This is a genomic window from Cytophagales bacterium (assembly GCA_033344775.1).
Classification (GTDB): domain Bacteria; phylum Bacteroidota; class Bacteroidia; order Cytophagales; family Cyclobacteriaceae; genus JAWPMT01.
In genome coordinates this window covers 319,104-338,103 of record JAWPMT010000001.1, presented here as the reverse complement: position 1 = coordinate 338,103, position 19,000 = coordinate 319,104, and the positions used below count along the sequence as shown (strand labels likewise).

The 19,000-nt window shown below is 42.9% G+C and carries 18 protein-coding genes; 7 read left to right on the top strand and 11 right to left on the bottom strand.

Annotated elements, in window-relative coordinates; genetic code table 11:
• Positions 1-5: 5 nt before the first annotated feature.
• The 6 genes from R8G66_01480 to R8G66_01455 all read right to left on the bottom strand — a co-directional run bounded on the left by R8G66_01480 (position 6) and on the right by R8G66_01455 (position 5,614).
• Positions 6-758, bottom strand: a complete 753-nt coding sequence (locus R8G66_01480; GenBank protein MDW3190994.1) for an ROK family protein — start codon at positions 756-758, stop codon at positions 6-8.
• Positions 759-843: 85 nt separating this feature from the next.
• On the bottom strand, positions 844-1,254 hold the full coding sequence (locus R8G66_01475; protein MDW3190993.1) for a hypothetical protein: 411 nt from the start codon (positions 1,252-1,254) through the stop codon (positions 844-846).
• Positions 1,255-1,800: 546 nt separating this feature from the next.
• Positions 1,801-2,994 carry a hypothetical protein gene (locus R8G66_01470; protein ID MDW3190992.1) on the bottom strand — a complete coding sequence of 398 codons (1,194 nt, stop codon included), beginning with the start codon at positions 2,992-2,994 and terminating at the stop codon, positions 1,801-1,803.
• Between the two features lie 7 nt (positions 2,995-3,001).
• On the bottom strand, positions 3,002-3,172 hold the full coding sequence (locus R8G66_01465) for a hypothetical protein (protein MDW3190991.1): 171 nt from the start codon (positions 3,170-3,172) through the stop codon (positions 3,002-3,004).
• Complete coding sequence (locus R8G66_01460) at positions 3,169-4,005, bottom strand: sugar-transfer associated ATP-grasp domain-containing protein (GenBank protein ID MDW3190990.1); 837 nt, start codon at positions 4,003-4,005, stop codon at positions 3,169-3,171. The genes R8G66_01465 and R8G66_01460 overlap by 4 nt, the downstream gene beginning before the upstream one ends.
• Before the next feature lie 73 nt (positions 4,006-4,078).
• Positions 4,079-5,614, bottom strand: coding sequence for a 7TM domain-containing protein (locus R8G66_01455; protein ID MDW3190989.1), 1,536 nt, complete (start codon positions 5,612-5,614; stop codon positions 4,079-4,081).
• 217 nt (positions 5,615-5,831) lie between these two features.
• On the opposite strand from R8G66_01455, the gene R8G66_01450 reads away from it, so the two are divergent.
• From R8G66_01450 to R8G66_01440, 3 genes are all read left to right on the top strand, one after another.
• Positions 5,832-6,368 (top strand): sigma-70 family RNA polymerase sigma factor, encoded by a 537-nt coding sequence (locus R8G66_01450; protein ID MDW3190988.1) that lies wholly within the window; start codon positions 5,832-5,834, stop codon positions 6,366-6,368.
• 75 nt (positions 6,369-6,443) lie between these two features.
• Positions 6,444-7,379: a FecR domain-containing protein gene (locus R8G66_01445; GenBank protein MDW3190987.1), complete on the top strand. Its 936-nt coding sequence runs from the start codon at positions 6,444-6,446 to the stop codon at positions 7,377-7,379.
• Positions 7,376-10,021 (top strand): carboxypeptidase-like regulatory domain-containing protein, encoded by a 2,646-nt coding sequence (locus R8G66_01440; GenBank protein MDW3190986.1) that lies wholly within the window; start codon positions 7,376-7,378, stop codon positions 10,019-10,021. The genes R8G66_01445 and R8G66_01440 overlap by 4 nt, the downstream gene beginning before the upstream one ends.
• A 2-nt stretch (positions 10,022-10,023) precedes the next feature.
• Here R8G66_01440 and R8G66_01435 read toward each other — a convergent pair whose 3' ends face one another.
• Positions 10,024-10,788, bottom strand: coding sequence for a LytTR family DNA-binding domain-containing protein (locus R8G66_01435; GenBank protein ID MDW3190985.1), 765 nt, complete (start codon positions 10,786-10,788; stop codon positions 10,024-10,026).
• Entirely contained in the window at positions 10,785-11,825 is a 1,041-nt protein-coding gene (locus R8G66_01430; GenBank protein MDW3190984.1) for a histidine kinase, read from the bottom strand. The genes R8G66_01435 and R8G66_01430 overlap by 4 nt, the downstream gene beginning before the upstream one ends.
• A gap of 137 nt (positions 11,826-11,962) precedes the next feature.
• On the opposite strand from R8G66_01430, the gene R8G66_01425 reads away from it, so the two are divergent.
• Positions 11,963-12,799: a hypothetical protein gene (locus R8G66_01425; protein ID MDW3190983.1), complete on the top strand. Its 837-nt coding sequence runs from the start codon at positions 11,963-11,965 to the stop codon at positions 12,797-12,799.
• A gap of 57 nt (positions 12,800-12,856) precedes the next feature.
• Here the strand turns inward: R8G66_01425 and R8G66_01420 are convergent, their stop codons facing one another.
• The 3 genes from R8G66_01420 to R8G66_01410 form a co-directional block, all read right to left on the bottom strand.
• Positions 12,857-13,954, bottom strand: a complete 1,098-nt coding sequence (locus R8G66_01420) for an ATP-dependent 6-phosphofructokinase (protein ID MDW3190982.1) — start codon at positions 13,952-13,954, stop codon at positions 12,857-12,859.
• 130 nt (positions 13,955-14,084) lie between these two features.
• On the bottom strand, positions 14,085-15,011 hold the full coding sequence (locus R8G66_01415) for a type II CAAX endopeptidase family protein (protein ID MDW3190981.1): 927 nt from the start codon (positions 15,009-15,011) through the stop codon (positions 14,085-14,087).
• Positions 15,012-15,237: 226 nt separating this feature from the next.
• The gene (locus tag R8G66_01410) at positions 15,238-16,362 is read right to left on the bottom strand and encodes an AraC family transcriptional regulator (GenBank protein ID MDW3190980.1); all 1,125 of its coding nucleotides are present in this window, start codon (positions 16,360-16,362) and stop codon (positions 15,238-15,240) included.
• A 424-nt stretch (positions 16,363-16,786) separates the two neighbouring features.
• Here R8G66_01410 and R8G66_01405 point away from each other — a divergent pair, with 424 nt between their 5' ends.
• The 3 genes from R8G66_01405 to R8G66_01395 are packed head-to-tail and all read left to right on the top strand — an operon-like array spanning position 16,787 to position 18,283.
• A complete protein-coding gene (locus tag R8G66_01405) occupies positions 16,787-17,134 on the top strand; it encodes a hypothetical protein (GenBank protein MDW3190979.1) in 348 nt (115 codons plus the stop codon).
• Positions 17,134-17,856, top strand: a complete 723-nt coding sequence (locus R8G66_01400; GenBank protein ID MDW3190978.1) for a hypothetical protein — start codon at positions 17,134-17,136, stop codon at positions 17,854-17,856. The genes R8G66_01405 and R8G66_01400 overlap by 1 nt, the downstream gene beginning before the upstream one ends.
• Positions 17,822-18,283, top strand: a complete 462-nt coding sequence (locus R8G66_01395) for a hypothetical protein (protein MDW3190977.1) — start codon at positions 17,822-17,824, stop codon at positions 18,281-18,283. The genes R8G66_01400 and R8G66_01395 overlap by 35 nt, the downstream gene beginning before the upstream one ends.
• The last annotated feature ends 717 nt before the right edge of the window (positions 18,284-19,000 follow it).

Sequence of the window (19,000 nt, the reverse complement as noted above, 5' to 3'; positions counted from 1 at the left end):
TAGGTTCAATATCCCTTGTCGATAAACTCATGCCTGGCGGCCATAGCGGCTCCTACAATACCCGCCTGATTCTTCAATTTAGCCGGTTTGACCTTAGTTTCAAGTTCGAACATATGACTGTACAGGTCATATTTTTTGGAAACACCACCACCAAGTACGATCAAGTCTGGCCAAAACAGGAATTCTAATCGGCTGAGGTATCGATTAACTCGTCTGCCAAACTTATCCCAACTCATTTCTTCTTTCTCCCTGGCAGAGTTGGAGGTATAGTGCTCGGCAATCATTCCCTTCATTCTGAGATGTCCAAGTTCGGTATTAGGTAGAAGGATACCTTCCGTAAATATGGCTGTACCGATACCTGTTCCAAAAGCAGCTACAATCACCGTACCTTTTTCACCTTTCCCTGCACCGAAATTCACTTCGGCATAACCCGCTGCATCTACATCATTTACCACGGTTGCTTTACAGCCAGTTACCTTTTCGATTTCTTTCGCTGCATTCAGTCCGATCCACGATTTATCAATATTGGATGCCGTTTTCACTATGTTGTGTTTGATCGCTGCAGGGAATCCTGCTCCGATGTATCCACTCCAATTGAATTCTTTGGTTAGTGTTGCCACCGTTTCCATCATGGCTTGAGGGGTGGCCGGTTGAGGGGTAGGGATGCGTAACCTGTCGGTCTTCATTTCCCCCGTGATGGTATCAATGATGGCGCCTTTAATTCCTGTGCCACCAATGTCGATTCCCAAAATTTCCATGCGCGAAGATTATTACATTGATTGAATTTATCAAATTGAGCGACACAATGTCTCCGATGATCTGAATGGACCTTGATTTTTGGTGTTAATCCCTCGGAATTTTGAAACGCCATAGAGTGGTCAACATGCGATAACCTACTGGGTCATGCACTTCCAGTTTAGTAGCTATAAAAGGATAGGTGGTGTTTTTTGCCAGGAAAGCCACAGACAGTTCTGCGAAGTATTCCCGCTCATCCGCACGTGCATAGGGATATCCACGCTCACCAAACTGATTGAGGGCCATTCGATCATATAATCCGAGTTGCATCGCATTTTGATAAGCGTGGGTGATCATGCCCTGTTCAAGTTTTCCAAGTCGATCATGATAGCCATGTGCCAATTCATGAAAATGCAAATAAAGTTGGCGGGAGGTGTCATTTTTCAGGAAGTTCCTGACCATGATGGATTTCAACTGCTTTCCACTTCTCCCTGGATTGATTGAGTGTTTGTAGGACATAGGCACTTCGATTATAGACCGCCGTACCGTGGGAGCCTTTATTCCACTCTAAAAAAAAAATGATCGACAAGAATTGCCTCTCGACTGATGGCTGTAATCCTAATGCCTTTATCTCTTCGAGTTTCTTTCGATAAATTGGATGGCACTGTTTATCGGAGCCTCGTGCTGCGGAAGGTCATTTTTATTCACAAAAACCTGAAATCCCGCAACTTCTCTTGATTAGTAGGGTGGTTCCTGAGCAATGCAGAAGTGATTCACAGTCCGTGCAACCAATAACATAAATAATAACCGAATCTTATGAAAATATCCGTTTTAGATCATCTGACAATGCCTTTAGTAATCAAGACAAGATAGGAAACTTATAGCATATCTTTTCATGATTGAGGGGCATTGGTTCGCTTTTTAGTTCTTTCCACAAGCTGAAGATGTCTGTGCTGGAATAGTGTCTTGATAGCAAAAAAAATGGTCCAGACTTACCGTAGTGCGGTAATGTCCGGACCCCACTAAATACCGGAGCTTTAACTCCGAATGAACACTAAAACACACTCACAATTTCCATCGAACTCCTAATTCTCCCTGTGCATAGAAATACTCCCTAAATGCATTGCTGTCTCGGGTGGGATTATTTGAATCTCTATTTGTCAAAATGTACCGGCCAAAGAATGATACATTATTAGTTAATCGGTAATTGGATTTGAATCGGACCCTCAGGTACTTATATTGAAGCAGCAGATTGTTTCCATTTCCCGGTGCTAGTCGGCTGTATTTTCGGATACTGTAACGAACGCTGGGTGATAGCTCCCATTTTCCAGTTTTCAATGTAGCATTGATGCCAGGTCCGATTTCCAGGTAATCACTGACATTGCGAGCATCTTTACGCAAAGTGCTGTAGATGCCAATTTCCGCTCGGACCTTCTTATCGGCAGTTTTTAAGGAGTAAGTAAGATTGTTAAAGTAATAGGACCAGTTGCGCTCACTTTCACGGAATTCGTCTTCCTCCTCAAATTCTTCATCCTCTTCCAAGAAATCATCCTCTTCATCTTCAGGATCTATTTGTTCGGTGATTCGATCAATGTCAGTATAATTCCTCCTTTGACTAACTGAATGAAGCGTAAGCTTAGTTGTATGCTCCCCAATTGTCCATTTTTTGCTCAAAGCAACACCAAGGAATGGAGCCTGATAACGGAGTACTTGCTCGTCTGGGCGGTCATAACTCTTGATGAGGTAACCGACTTCCGTCTTTACCCAGGCGCCTTCGCCCAAATAAAAGTCGAAAGACACTGGAGCACGGAATTGCTGGAAAGAGAATGGTGTGGCCAATATCGCCTGATCTCCGTTGATGCCTTCTCTTTTCTTCCTTAAATACTCCGGCGAAAACTCAAAATACTTCTTTGGAGCATACTTGACCCGATAAGACCCACCGATGGTATAGCTGTGCCGATTGGCATTTTCCTCAGTTTGGAATATGCCCAGCGAACCATTGAGTTTCAATTTGAATCTATGCTGGTCTTTTTCCCATCGAAAAGAATTGTTGAAGGACAAGGATTGAAACGTGCCATGGTCCCATAGCTCTTCCTTATTCAGAAATTCTCCATCTTGAGAAAATGTGCTGGGTCGTAAAAAGGCGTTCCATTCCTGCCCACCACCAAGAGCGACCTGATGTGAATGTGAATGATTGATTTGTGCGATGATAGGCGTTGAAATAAGCAATGCCAGGATCAAGGTGAGTGATTTGTGCATGATACGGTTAATTCGATTTTGCGATTAATTCTGTGGAATACAAGGCCTGAGGCTTGTTCTCGAGTACGATTTGAACATGTTCTTGTCTTGGCTTGAATTGGTCATACGCGGCGATGCCAAGCATGAATCCCAGAAAGAACAGATAAGCGATTTTTGATTTTTTATATGATTTGTTCATTGGTCGAATGCTTTTTTGTTTTCAGTAATGACAGCTTTGAGTCCTTTGCGATTGGCCAATTGAATGGCAAGTCCCGGACGCACGTTGAGTTCCATGATCATGGGGCCTTTTTCCGCATCGATGACGAGATCTACTCCCAGATATTCCAGCGGGAAGTACTTACTGGCCTCAATCGACATGACAATGAGTTCTTGCCAATGAGGGAGAGTTTGTCCGGTGATGGAATGACCTGTATCCGGATGCACATTAAGGTATTTTTGGCCATCAAAGGCATCTAACAGCTTTCCTGATTCCATGTCTACACCAATTCCCAGCCCCCCCTGATGCAGATTCGCTTTGCCACCGGACTCTTTGGTCGGCATTCGTAGCATGGCCATGAGCGGAACGCCCTTCAATAAGATGATCCGAATATCAGGAACGCCGTTTGGGTATATTTTCAAAAAAAGCTTATGTGGCCGTATGAACTCTTCGATCAAGGCAACATCACTGTCTCCAAATGAATAGATGCCAAAGATGACATTGGCCACGTGAAAGAATATCTCTTCATCAGTGATGACTTTGCCCTGACTTATCCATGTATCGTTGCTGCGGGTCAGGATCATGATTCCTTTTCCTCCGGCTCCCTTAGCTGGCTTGATCACTAACTCCCTATGATGCCTGACGGAATTCCAGGATTTTTCAATCTGACCAATGGAATTGACAACCGCATAGGTTTTTGGGCAGGGGAGTCCGTTTTTCTCCAGGATCGACTTTGCCAGGTACTTGTCGTCGGCGTATTTGTAATCTTTACGATCGTTATGGGGATAAATGAGCCCCAGGTTTCGTTCGTTCATACCTATTAGATTTTCCTGGATTGTTCGGATCGATTTCAAAAAGTTCATCTTGTACAGTGTTCTGGTGAGAGAATTAATGTTGGGTCATGGGATGGAATCTGCGGTATTCTAACAGGCGCAAACCGATCCATTTTCCCAGGAATAAATTGAATCCTGCGATTGAGATGATCAACTCAGGGAAGGTGAGGAGCAAATTCTGGATAGATGGGCTGGTTAGTACGAAATAGATCAGCGTTGCGACCAACAGGGTGGTCCCGTAGAGTTCTATCGATGCTTTAAATCCTTCTTCTTCAATCTTGCGTGCGACACGCTCACTGGTGATAGTCAGAATAATGATCGGGAAGAACAAGGGCGCTGAGGCTGCTAACCAACCGGTCATGTGAAGTACCTTGACCGTAATCAGCGCAGCGATAACCACTGCCATGAGCATGGCCGAGATCTTTGAATTGAATTGAATGCCCCAACGTTCCAACGGATGATTGACGGTACCAACTACGGCAATGAGGGTAGTAAGTAGGGCCATGCCGGCCAATAATCCCATTTCCAACCAGGACATGGCGATAAGCACTGGTAGAAAAACGCCGTAGGTCTTCAAGCCAATAATGTTTTTGAATATTGCGACCAGAAAAGCACCCACAGGAAGAAGCAGGATCATCTGGAACATTTTGACAGGTATGTCTGCTTCATCTGCCAGTTCCCAAATGTTGATCGCTGCTAATTCCGGGTAATCATTAACGCGCTCTTTTTTGATGTGATAGAGGTAATCAAAATCAAGCTGCTTATTTCTAGTGATCAGGAAGTTGTCTCCTTTGTATAGTTCCATGTAGTGCCCGGGTAGGAAAGCAAAGTGTCCATTCAGGGCATCAAAAGGGACCCATTCGTCACCTACCAGGACTTCAGCCCAAAGATGTGAGGTTTTCTTGCTGGTTTCTTCCAGAATTAATCCCCCTGCGACACGTGAAGGTATGCGCATGCTTCTACACAAAGCCACGAACAGTCGACTTTTTCCATTGCACGAAGCTTCTCTGTTCTCCAGCGCCATCAACGCATCGGTAAGCTCACTACTTGAGGTGGATGGGATCTCATATACGAATTCATAGAAGGATTTGATGACATCTACTAGCGCTGTATTGCCCAGGGCCAGGTCTTGTGCAAGTGCTACAATTTTTGGATGATCCGATTGAATCAAGTCCGTAGGGCGAGTGTAAGAAAGCGCTCCTCCGCCTATGCGATATACATATGGTATGTCTGGCTGGATTTGATAGGAAAGTGGCCTTCCCTCATATTCAAAGTGGAATGAGATGGTCGAGTCATGATCTGTGTGGCCTTTCCACTCAATACGCTGATTTTCACCTTCTTCAAAAATCAACCCCAGGTTTGCTCCCTGGTGCTTATGTATTGCGACCTTCTGTCGTATGTTGTTTGAAGGCAAATACGATTTGATCGTATAGAAATCACCTTGATTGAAACTGAATTCATAGTTGACATGATACTTATGTTGCACACCTAGTGTGCCGTTCTCTTGTTTACTTACCCGAAGCGCCACCAAAATCAGGGGAACCAGAACAAGTAAAATACCAGTCAATTTTAAACTTTTGTTCGACTTCATATTTGCAGGACTTTGGACATGAAGTCTGTTCAAGGGGAGTTACCCTACCCATAGTGAAAGAAATTCTTGAAAAAATTAAATAAATCACTGAAAAACCGGTTATTAATGCGATTGAGGGCTTTTTAGGAACATCCTTACAAAAAATAATCTACCGTCAGGTTGACAATTTGTTCCAGAGTCTGTGAAAACCTCATCTTTTTTTAATTTCGCTCGAACCTTGAAAAAACACGACGATTTGGAAGCTGTTGGATCTGGAGATGTATGCCATGAGGCAGTCTATGAAAGACTGTTCAGAAACTTGTCACCTGTACTTAGAAATTTCCTGCTCTACAAGTTTCGTGATCAGGAAGCGGCAGAAGACGCAGTACAAGAAGCATTTGTCACCTTATGGAAGAATTGTAAAAGCGTGACGGAGGTGCTAGCCAAAGCTTACTTATTTAAGGTAGGTCAGAATCAGATGTTGAAAAAAGTAGAGAAAGAGAAGGTTCATGCCCGGTACATGGGATTACAGACAGCTTCCAGAGAAGAAGAGAAAGGACCAGATTTTGAACTGGAGTATCAGGAACTCAACTTGAAGTTACAATCTGCCATTGAGCAATTACCAGATGGCCAGCGTGAAGTGTTTTTGATGAATCGGATCGATGGGAAAACTTACGTGGAAATTGCTGAACTGCTTGAAGTAAGCGTTAAGGCCATCGAGAAACGTATGCACAAAGCCTTATTGAAATTGCGTGAAGTTTGTGAAAAAATCTGATCAGGGGTAGGGTAAGATGAACGTTCAAGTATGTATCAGTAAATCGTACCAATAAAAGGCGGTAACAAAAGGGAAATGGAAAACAAAGACTGGACACAAGATGAAACTTTTCTTGCCAGATGGATGGCTGATGAAGTCACACCAGAAGAGAAAGCTACTTTTGAAGCGACAGAAGATGGTCGATATTTTGTTTCCCTTAAAAAAGCTTCGGAGGGGCTGAAAGCACCTACATACGATGTAGAAGCAGAGTGGTCCAAATTGAAAAGTCGCAATGCCGAAGGAAAGCAAGCTAAACAAATCTGGCTCAGCCCGACCTTAAGGTGGTCTGTGGCTGCCTCCGTTGTGATATTGATCGGTGCTTTTTTTCTGCTGGCTGGTACAAAAACCATCCGTGCGCCTTACGGACAGCATCAATTGGCCACTTTACCCGATGGATCAAAAGTGCGATTGAATTCGGGCTCCGTCCTGAGTTATAATAAATTGGACTGGATGTGGTCTAGAGAAGTAACCCTTGAACAAGGAGAAGCTTTTTTTGAAGTGGAAAAAGGAAATGAATTCAGGGTTGCAACACCCGAAGGAACAGTGACCGTACTTGGTACTACCTTCAATGTCGACTTGTTTGAAGATAAATTTCGTGTGATTTGCTATACAGGAAAGGTAGCTGTAGCCTCCGGAGATTTTAGCCAGGAGCTGCGCCCAGGATATGGCGTCGTATTACAGGATGGAGAGGTCATAGATCAAGAGCTTGTAGGAGCCACCGCAACACCAGGATGGATGCGAGGTGTCATCCGCCTGCGAAAAGTCACCTTTAAAGAAGTACTTTCATCACTGGAAAGAACCTTTAATATGGAGGTGCTCAATCAGGATCCGTCTTTGGATACCTTGAAATTCACCGGAACTTATCCAATGAATCCTGAGATCGCACTAAAGCTGGTTTTGGAACCGTTAAATATTTCCTATTCCTTTGAAGCTAGTAAGCGGAAATTGACCATCATCGGTCGCAATAAATGAGGAAACTCTTTTTAGGATTACTCTTATTTGCCTTACTTGATTTTACGTACGGACAAGCCATTACTTACCAGGCAGAAAATGTTCCGTTAACTCAGGTATTCGCGGATCTTGAGACGAAATATGAATTGTATTTTTCTTATGCCGATAATGATGTGGCGTTGGTTCATGTTTCTGTGGATGCGAATGAACAACCCATTGATGAATTCCTGCACACCTTACTAGTTACAAGACAATTCAATTACGAAGAGGTTGAAAAAGGATTCTATTCGATCATAAAAACGCAATCAATTTCCCTGGACATTCAAATCAACGATGTAGAATCAGGAGAGGAACTGCCTTTTGCAACTGCCAGAGTAGTAGGAACGACGCAGGGATTCATTGGAGATTTGTTCGGAGGATTTGATGTGACCATTGAAAACCCCGAATCGACGCAATTGGAATTCTCTTTCGTCGGGTATGAGGCTCAAGTCATTGACCTGGGAGCAGTGGATCCCACGCAAACATTGAACATTCAGTTGGAAAAAGACGTTCGTGAGTTGGATGGCGTCGTGATCAGGGAATACCTCAATAAGGGCGTAACCACGGATGATCGTGCTTCCTCTATCGCGATCGATGTGCAGGAAATGGAAATTTTGCCGGGGCTTTCCGAAAGAGATGTGCTCTTATCAGCACAAATACTGGCGGGTGTGGGTTCGGCAGATGAATCAGCTTCTGGTATCAATATCAGAGGCAGTGCCAGCAACAATTCATTGATCTACTGGAATAACATCCCAGTGTATCAGGCGGCCCATTATTTCGGGAATATCTCTTCTTTTATTCCTTCAGTGGTTGGACAAATGGAGGTTTACAAAAACCATATTCCGTTGAATTATGGAGGTTCTACTGCTGGTCTATTGTTGCTTGATTCCAGGCAAGGAAGCGGTGATTGGATAGGAGAGACCAGCTTGAATTTGACTCATGCTGATTTCTATACCAATGTCCCTTTATTGGATGGTGATATGCATGTGACGCTGGCGGGAAGAAGATCCTACAATGACCTGTTAGCTACGTTTACTTTCAATTCTTTGAGCAATAAGATCTTTGAAGGTTCCCAAACGGAAGACATTCAACAAGATATTACTGAAGATCAGTTTGAGTACAATAGTAAATTGATTTTCAGCGACTTAAACTTGATCATTGATTATGAATTATCGAGTAAGGAAGAACTATCGTTCAGTGCACTTTATTCTCAAAGCCAGCTTGATTATTTCTCAGAATCTGAAGAAGGCGAGCGTGAGGCCAGTCAGGTACATAATGTCAATAGCAGAGGTGCTAACCTGACCTGGACCCGACGTTGGCATGATCGGTTTTCATCAGTGTTCAGTACATCGATCACTGATTATCACATGGATTATGGGCTGCAGCGTGAAGAGCCTAATGAAGGTGAGGAAGAAGAAGAGGAAGAAGAAGCGGGACTGGAACCGGTGAACAATAGAGAGACACGATCCAACGGTCTTGAAAATTGGGAAAGCCGATTCACGCTCAATTATAATCCAGTAGGTCAGCATTATCTGAAAGCAGGGTATCAATTCAATCGGGTCAATGCTGCCTTAGTTATTGACGAGCAATTGTCTATCGAAGAAGATTATTTTGAAAGAAATACAGCTACTGGATTTACTCAGGGTTTGTTTCTGGATTATTTTGGCAAACTCGATAACGGATTACAGTTGGGTGCCGGTGTTAGACAAAATTGGACAAGCACGGTTCCAGGTAGCAAATTAGATCGGCATGTACGGCTCAATTATGCCATCAATGACGACTGGTTAATCAAGTCGAGCTGGGGATTCTATCATCAGTACATCACCTCATTGCAGGAAGTAGATTTTGTCTTTTCCAATACCATTGAGCAAAACTGGGTCATAGCGAGTGAAGATGCGGACGTGCCGATCATTCGCAATGATCAGTGGGTGTTGGGCTTTCTAATGGACAAGGGCAACTGGCTGTTCGACCTGGACTTGTTCACGAAAGATGTGGATGCACCTATTAGTCGAAATTTTGGCCCAGCTGTGAACGATCAGGATGGTGATCCACTGGTTTTGGGGTCTGAAAGGATCACTGGCCTCGACTTGATGGTCAAACGAAGGTGGAAATATTACAAGGCCTGGCTGAGCTATTCATTTCAGGATTCCGAAGTTTCGGTAGAGATCGATGACGAGGAAGAGGTCAATTTTACGTCAGGGATAAACTTGCGACATCAATTTCAATTGAGTCAGACCTTCCAGTGGCAAGATTGGGAATTCTCGATGGGCTACACGCGTAAATCGGGGTTGCCGTATACTGAACCACTACGGGCGGTATTTGTAGAAGAAGAGGATGATGAATCCTATTATGAAATTGAATACCAGTCGGTTAATAGCAGACGTCTCAAAGATTATGAACGCATTGATCTATCGCTTTGGTATAAGTTTGCTCAAAACAACAAGCTACCTTTCAAAGGAGAAGTAGGTTTTTCAGTACTCAATGTGCTAAACAGAGAAAACCTGTATAGTCGGCTATTTTCAGTAGATATTTCCGACGAAAACACAGACCAGGTTGTGATTTCAAGAATTGACCGAAGGCTGATCGGTATCACACCGAACCTTAGCGTCCGGCTGATTTGGTAGTGCTATTTTGTCAACCATTGATTGATGGCTTCTCGATAGGAACGGCTACTGGTTACTTTCATTTTATTGGTCATTGTAAATTCAAAGCGGTTTTCACCTAGATACTTATAAGAGGTCATGTGGTTAGTGTTAATGATAAAGCTTCGATGGACCCTGCGAAAATATGGAGGTAACTGTTTTTCTAGTAAACTAAGTGCGGTCCGATGTAGAAATACAGATTGATGGGTATGAAGTTTTACATATTCTGAATCAGCTTCTAGTTGGATCAGTTCCTCTGCCGGTATGGTTCGGATCAGTCCTTTTTCCTTGATCTCAATGGCTTGCAAATGATCATTCGGTTTACGCTCCAATTGTTCCCATACGGACTGGATCTTCTTGCTGAATTCAGCACGATCTTGAGTCATTAATTGGGCCAGGCTGCGATCGATGACCTGATTGAGTTGTTGTTGACCATACGGCTTCAATAAGTAACCAATGGCAGCAACATTGAATGCATCGATGGCGTATTGGTCAAAAGCAGTGGAGAAGATGATGGTCGTCTTGATGGACTTGCGTGTCAGCATTCTGGCGACTTCTAGACCATTTACCCCAGGCATCTCTATGTCAAGGATCAGGATATCTGGCATCATCGTTTGGCAAAAGTTGAGTACTTCCTGACCATTTTTCATGGCACCAAGCAGCTTTAGATCGTCCCGTTTGGAAATGAGTCGAGTAAGGTACTCACGAGCATTAGGCTCGTCATCCGCTATCAATACGGTTCTGATCATCGAGCAATAGTGATTTTTGCCTGGAATTGGTGATCCTGGATTTTGGTATCCAATTGGGCTTTGCCTTTATAATAAGCTTTTAATCGATCTTCAAGATTGGTCAACCCAATTCCCGACTGTTCTGTTTCTTTATAGCTGGCTGGTATATCATTGGAAACCAGTAGTTTAAGGATTGTTTCTTCTTGTTTAACCTGAATGTATAAACTAGTTGGACCAGGCACCCCGGAAATGCCATGTTTGAACGCATTCTCCACCAGCGGTTGCAGCGTCATAGCTGGGATAACGGTATACAGAGACTGTTCATCCAATTCCATTTCAATAGAAAGCCGATCTTTGAAACGTTCTGACTCAATATCCAGGTATTGTCTTACGAAATCTATTTCTTCCTTTAAGGTATGCTCTTCGCGTTCGTTGATGGTCAATACTGATCGCAATAGCTGACTGACCTTGATGATCATCTCGCTCGCCCGATCCGGATCAATACCAATCAGGGTATTCACGGAATGCAAGGCATTGAAGAGAAAATGCGGATTGAGTTGATTCTTTAGCGATTGCAACTTACTACGATCCAGAAGTGCCTGACTTTCTGCCATCAATACCTTTTGTCTGGATAGTGTTCGTTGCTGATGAAGCCAGGATAACAATCCGGCAAATAGACTCAGGTCAATCAGTCGACTCGCCAATGAAGGCAACAGAAATGACAGGACCTCCTGCCATTCTGGAATCGCGGACAGCCCGAACAAATATCGAAGGGCATACAGCATGATATTGGAGGAGACCCAATGGGTCAGGATCAAAGTGATTGCAGGGAAAAGCAGGGAGCGGACGTCTACCGGACGTTGAAGAAGTTTGCTGAGTTCATAAACCGACGGCAGCAGCAATAGCCAGATGCTGTAATTGGATATAAAGAACAGCAGGTGATTCTTGTCAATACTAAACCCACTCTGCGCCCAATAGGACAAAGCAATAAGCAAGACCAAAGCGACCAGGTGACGGGGGTGTATCGGCACTTCACGGAAGTTCCATCTCCAATTCATGGAAGCTAATATAGGGCTTACTGATGGGCGAATTTGACTGATTATCGGTCATCCGCTGCAAAACATGCCATTTACTGCACAAATCAAGACACAACATGCAGATGGCCGTTTGGCACTGAAAAGCAAATCTTACTGACATGAAACGAATTACACTTAGTCTTTTTTCCTTGATGATCGCCTTGATTACGATGGCTGATGAGCGTGGACCAAAATATGCTTCCATTGAAACAAAGGAAGTCATTCAAAAAATGATTGAAGCCCATGGTGGCTATGAAAAATGGAAGGCCTTAAAAACATTGTCCTTTATGACAACCATGCACAGTGAGTCGCTGGGGGTGCTTCGATTTTGGATCAATGACCAGACGGTTGATATGCAAAACCGAAGAACATATCAGGACTGGCCTGTTGTTGGTTCCAAACTCTCTTATGATGGAAAAAAAGTATGGTCTGAAGATTGGCGAGTTGGCAATCCGCCCAGCCATCAACACTCTGTCTTTTTCTATTACCTCAATTTGCCATGGTTGACCCAGGATGATCACGTGATCCTAGGTGAAACCGAATTGATCAAGCACCCAGCCTTTGATAATGAAGTTCACAAAGTCAAGATGAGTTTTAAGAAAGCTCCGACTTTAGGTAAATCCGCGAAGGACACTTACACGCTCTACATTGATTCCCAGTCCTACCTGTTGGTAGGTTATGAATATACAATAGGTTACGGACCACTTTTGGATGTGGTTGGTGCCCCCAAAGACCAGGAAGTGTTCGGTCCTGTGCTACGAAAGAACAACTATATCGGCGAGGTGAATGGGTTGAAATTTGCCATGTTGTTTACCACCCATGCAGCAGATCTGTCGGCACAGTATGGTGATCATGTGATATATGATTTTCGAATTGACGAAGGCTTTGATGAATCCAGAATGATCCAGCCAGCCAATGCAGTCATAGATCCTGCAGAGGATGTACGAAAGAATTGATTTCCGATAGTTGTTGAGTTTTTACAAGAGCCCGAATGGGCTCTTGTTTTATTGCTGTCACTCACCTAAACTTATTCCGACCCCTTTGGCTACATTCAGCAAGTATGTATGTGCTACATCGACTTGATTGTATGCTGAGGTTGCTTCGAGTAAGGAAACAGATTGGTAGTCATTGTTTTTATAGACGACCATGTTTCCGAAATCCCCATCTAGTACCATTTCAAACGCTTTGACCCCAAAAGCGGTAGAAAGTATTCTGTCGAAAGCGAGGGGAGTACCACCACGCTGCAAGTGCCCCAGGACCATTTCTCGGATATCTGCTTCACAGCCAGCCTCTTTCATTTGGTGACTTAATTGATAGGCGACACCTCCAAGTCTTTTCATCTGATACCCAATTTCATCACTTTCACGTTGTAATACTATTCCGTCCTTTGGTTTGGCGCCTTCAGCAATTATGATGTTAGCAAAGCCTCGACCATCGTGATAGCGCTCATTGATTCGATCGACTACCTTATTGATGTCATAAGGGATCTCAGGGATCAGACAAACTTCGACTCCCCCTGCAATGGCGGCATGCAAGGCGATCCAGCCCGCGTCCCGACCCATCACTTCCAGTATGAGGACTCGGTGGTGGCTTTCAGCTGTAGTCACCAGCTTATCTACGGCATTGGTCGCTACTTCGACTGCTGTTTGGAAACCAAAAGTAAAGTCTGTGGCTGAAAGGTCATTGTCGATGGTTTTTGGGACACCAATGACAGGAAGTCCTTTCTCATAAAGCTTCCGCGAAATACGCTGACTCCCATCACCTCCGATACTAATGACTGCATCAAATCCCTGATCCTTGATCATTTGTACCAATTCATCGGAGCGGTCTTCATTCTTCCAACTACCATCAGGTTGCAACTTTGGATAATTAAATGGATCTCCTTTGGTTGTTGTTTTAATGATGGTACCACCTTTGACATGAATACCCGCAACACGCTGATTATCCAGTTCGACAATTTCCTGTGGGTCACGTAGCATACCATGATAAGCCTCAATACTTCCATAGACCTTCCAATCACTTTCTCGCATGGATCGTTTTACAATACCACGAATTACCGCATTTAATCCCGGGCAGTCACCTCCCCCAGTTAACACCAATAGTTTCTTCATCCCGCCAACCTAAATGGTATCAGGGAAACTAGCAATGATTTAAATCAGTTGATTCACTTGAGTTAAATAAGGTCGTCAAATCATGTGCCTTCGGCAATCTCGATTGAGCAGTTGGACTATGGGAGGTCTCCTAGAACTTATTTAGCCTCCGAGAAAACACACCCTTGAAACTCCACTGGTAGCGAAACATGAGTATCATGAAAGTTACGATGATCATTGTAGGGAGTAAAATGGGAAGAACATCTACCAGTGTTGGGAGGTCAGTGCTGAAAATAGCGGGTGTACTAAAGGCACCACCTTCCGCGGTTATGAACAGCACTACGACCAAATTGTTGGCGGCATGTAAGCCTATAGGTAGTTCCAGGCCATTATCTAACAAAGGCAGGATACCGAAAAAGAAACTCAATAGGAGATAGGCCCAGATGATTCGGGTAAACCCTTCGCTAAATTCCGGATTGAATGCATGAAGCAAAGCAAAGCCAATCCCAATGATCAGAAAAGGCCACATCGGACTGTTGAAGACCCTTGTCAAGGACTGGAATAGATAGCCACGAAAAAAAGTCTCTTCCATGGTGGTCTGAATAGGAACCAATAATAGCGCCAGTGCCAACAGCGGAAGAAATTTACTCCACTCTAATTGATAGGTCAGGTTATCGGCAGGGATCATGATCCAGATAGCAGGTACAGACAAAAGCGTCCAGATGCTGAAACCAAAAAAGCATTTTTTCCAATCGAAAGCTTCCTTTCCGGTGAATAGGCTTTTGATCTCTCGTTGGTGAATATATTTGATCGACATAATGATCAACAAGAACCCGATCACAAAGGGGAGCATCATCAAGATCAACAACACATTAGGGTCCATTTCGAAAGCAGCCAGGTTTGTATTGTTGAAGTGCCTTTCAAAATCTGCTTCGGACATGCTGAGCGCTTCTTTTCTCGCATAAAGTGCAGCGAGCAAGGGAATTTGTCCTACAAGATATCCGGTGATTACGATTACAAACGTGAGGGCGAACCTCCACCAATCGGTTTTGCCTGTATCGGCCATGAATGAAAACATAGGTGACAATTGCTTTAATTTTCAGGCAAACCAAAGCTTCCTTCATCACCCAAACGACTCACTGGCGTCAGTGAGACTTATTAAAAGCTCGACAAACGCATTTTATTCTGAAGTAATTGAAACACCGCTATTCTCACTTTTAAGGGGGTCTTGTGGGGGGATTAGAAGAGCATAGTTTTAATTACTTCAAGACAATCATATGGAAACCTTGAATGCGATTGCCTTACTATCTCAGTTCGGATTGATAAGCTTTTGGCGTCATCCCGGTAATTTCTTTGAACGCTCTGTTGAAGGTGGCTTTGGATTTGAAACCAGACTCGTATGCGAGACCGAGGAATGTTTTGTGATGTACCTCTGAAGAAGCAAGCTTTCGTTTGAAATCTTCTACCCGGAATTGATTGACAAGCGCATAAAAATTGGTGTTCATCTCCGCATTTAGCAATTCTGTGATTTTCTTGGGAGATGCTTCCAGTGCGGAAGCCACATCATTTAATGAAAGGCTGTCATTGAGATAGATCTTTTCCTCTTCAAACAAATTAATGAGTTGTTGTTCCAATGGACTTTTAGCAGCGCCAGGTTGATATGGGGTGGTGATCTTTTTCTTTGTTTCCGATGTGATCGGGCCGGACACTGAGATGAACACAGGTGTTTGTTGAATGCCAGAATAACCAATGTAGACGACCAATCCGAATAAGTAAGTGATATTGAGGAAGATCAATTGATTCAATTCCTCCGCCATGATGGATAACAGGCTTAGGGTAATGTCCAATAGGATAAAGATCATGATGCCCCTTAACCAAAGCTGTAGCCAGGCAAGGTCTTTCGTTTCCAGTGAGGCATAGTTGTCTTTTACTTCTGATCGGTACCGTTTCAGTTTCTGATAGAGTAATCGCAGGTATCCAATGACGGATAAAATGCCTAAAACAGGAATAAAAATGGCGTAACTAGGAAAGTTTTCAAGCGTCACCTGATCGTTCATCCAATTGATCGTTGTGATGGGCACTGAAAACAGCAAAATGGATAAAAAGAAAGGCAGCAAATGCAACAGAAATGATCGCCTGACTGGCTTTTGCTGTCGGTAGATATTATCTACATAAAAGTTAAGGAGCGGCCCAAGTGCAAAAGGTGTGGTAAGCGCAAATGCCATGACGGGTATGGAAAGTGTAGTTACTTCAGCGGTCAAAGTAGCATAAGCGAGAAAAAGACATAAGAAGCAAAACAGGATACTTGCCAGAAGAAGGTTAACCTGTTGGTTATCTTTCTTTTTCAGCAATAGGAATATCAAGAAAAAGGTGATGCTAATTCCTGATGTTGCAATGAAATGGATAAAAGAAAAGATGGAGTCGGACAATGTTTGGATTAATACGGACAGGCTGAATGCGAAGTTAATGCCACATTAGCTGAATTGAGCCTCTTGGCTGTAACTAGTGATCAAGAAGATATTTTAATAAGTTATAGCATAGTGGTTTGAGTTAAGTTAAATTACCTGAGATCATTAAAATTCTAAGAAAAATGAAAAAGCTAACTAAAAAACAATCTCAATCAATGAAAGGTGGCACAACTTGTTCCTGGGTAACTCAGGTAGGAGGTAACGCCTAAAATTTTGTAAGGGGACATAAGTCCCCTTTTTTATTTTCAATTGATATTACTCGCCTGACAGTCCGAAAAATCTTATCGAAAAAGGATTGTGGTAAAACAAAAAAAAATGTGGATATTCATCGCCTAATCCAGTTCATCACTGAATTAACGTAAAATACCAATCAAGCATAAACAATATGAGCAAATTAGAAGAAATCTTAACCAAAATTGGCGACAAAATCGCCGATGCGACCATCCTTCAAATTGACACAGTCATGGCTACATTGGACGTGGGAGCGGATGGAAAAATAGCGACTACTCCAGGTACGGATATAGAGGGAATGACGAGTAGCATTAATTTGATTGATGGGGATATCACAAATACCATCGCACCTGGTTTTTATCAAAAGTATCCTGACTTGATCAAGTTTCACGAGACTCAAGTGGAGAAGGGTAGTGCAATTGTTAAAGCCAACATGGAAGCGTTGAAAAGCATTGTAAGTGTAGTTGAAAGTTTAGGATCGGACAATACACCTAAGGAATAATGGCGGGGGGAAAGTTATCCCAGGACCAGAAGAATACTTGGCTGGGAGACATTTTTGATGACCTCACACATCTTGAGATCAACACCATTCTAAAGGATTCAATCACTGCGGAGATATCTCCGGAGTTTGAAGACCTGGTTACTAGATTGTTGGATCGATACAAAGTCAGGCTGCACAAGATCATCAACAAACATTCATTGGATCCTGATCTTAAGTACCAAGATCCGACGAGTTTCAGGCAATTAGACGTTAATCTGGATCTTACCATTGAGCTGATTTCTTCGGATCAAGAATATCATATCGATGAACACGATTATTCAATTCTTCTAAGGATCAATCGGTTTTTGAATTATTTGAAGCAGTCCGAAGTAGAGGTGCAACCTTTGAAAAAAGGAGATAAGGCGAAGGAACTCTATAAAATGAATTTCGCTGAGCATCGCACCACCGATTACGATTTTCGCAACATTAACCCCAGGGTAAAAGCGAAGTTTCGGCGCATGTACGACATGAATGCCGAAAAAGTAATGATGCAAACCCGTTTTGGAATTGATGGTGATGTGACTTCCCGAATTTCAACAGCGTTCACGAAAATGGATCAACAGGAAATGCTGTTGAAGATACATGAACAGCACACCAGTCTTTCACTGAGCTACTGGAAAGAGCTGGTAAGTACAGTGACTACACTGGTTGGTCAGGTCTTTAAATATTTCAAACCTGGATAATCTGTTCAATAAACATCGGTTCGCCTACTTCGGGATACTTCGAAAACTGATCACGGATGGGGAGTTCTCTATTTATGAGAAACACCCCAAAGAAGACTTGGCCGTTAAGATTCAGTTATTTGCGGATGGGGATCTTACTGTTTATATCTCAAATCCAGGTGGTCAGTTTGATGATCAGGTCTATGATTTCCTGGTTCGTTCTTATAAAAAGGTACACAAGAAGATCAAGTCATTAGATGCACTAAGAAGAGATATTGAGCGCATATTCAGTCTATTGGCTACAGGAATAACCAGTGCGCTTTATATCCACTTTGGTGACGCAAATATTGAAGAAATCATAGGCCTTCTTGGATCAGGTTTTGTTTTTCCTGAAGTTAAGGGCCTGGTGATAAAGGCTTATCGGTGGGTAAAAGAAAAGCTATCGTAAATAATCAGATTTTTGAACCGGCACCCAATGCAACGAATTCAAGCAAGAAAAATGACAGTTGGAAGTATTAAGAACATAACCGTACGGAAAAGGGGTCAAACAACAAAATAATGAAAAACTTCAGGGTTTCTACAAGGGAGTTGAAGTTAGATTTCCTAATCATTATTTGAACGATAATATACTTGACTTATTAATTCATTAGAAAAGTTCGCACAATCGGTGAACACTAGATACCTCTAGATGTCAGGTTATCGATTTCCAAATGATCAATTGGAGTGAATGTCTATCCGTCACTTGAAAAATACTTTAATCCCGGTTTTGACTTCCTTATGCAAAGTGATGATTTTAGTAAAACAGAAAATTTCAATTTAAGGTCTAGCTCCAATGATCGGTAGTTTTTCGATAGATCGTCAATTGATTATTTCAAGTGGTGAGAGTTATTATTCCTCTGGTACAACGGAAGTATTACCGTTCGAAACCAACGTTGAATTGAACCACATCAGATCAGGAGTTGGGATAATTTATGGAGATTGCTACTGTTATCTGGGTGCAATGAGGACAACAAATGAAATTGAGTCTGAATGCACGGGTACTTTTTTGGGGTTTTTAGTGGAACATGGAGATCCTGTTTTTTACGATCAACCAATAGCAGTAATCAAGCCCTTGTGAATAAGTCAAGTACTGAAATTGCTGCCTAGTTATCGGAAAAAGGTCAAA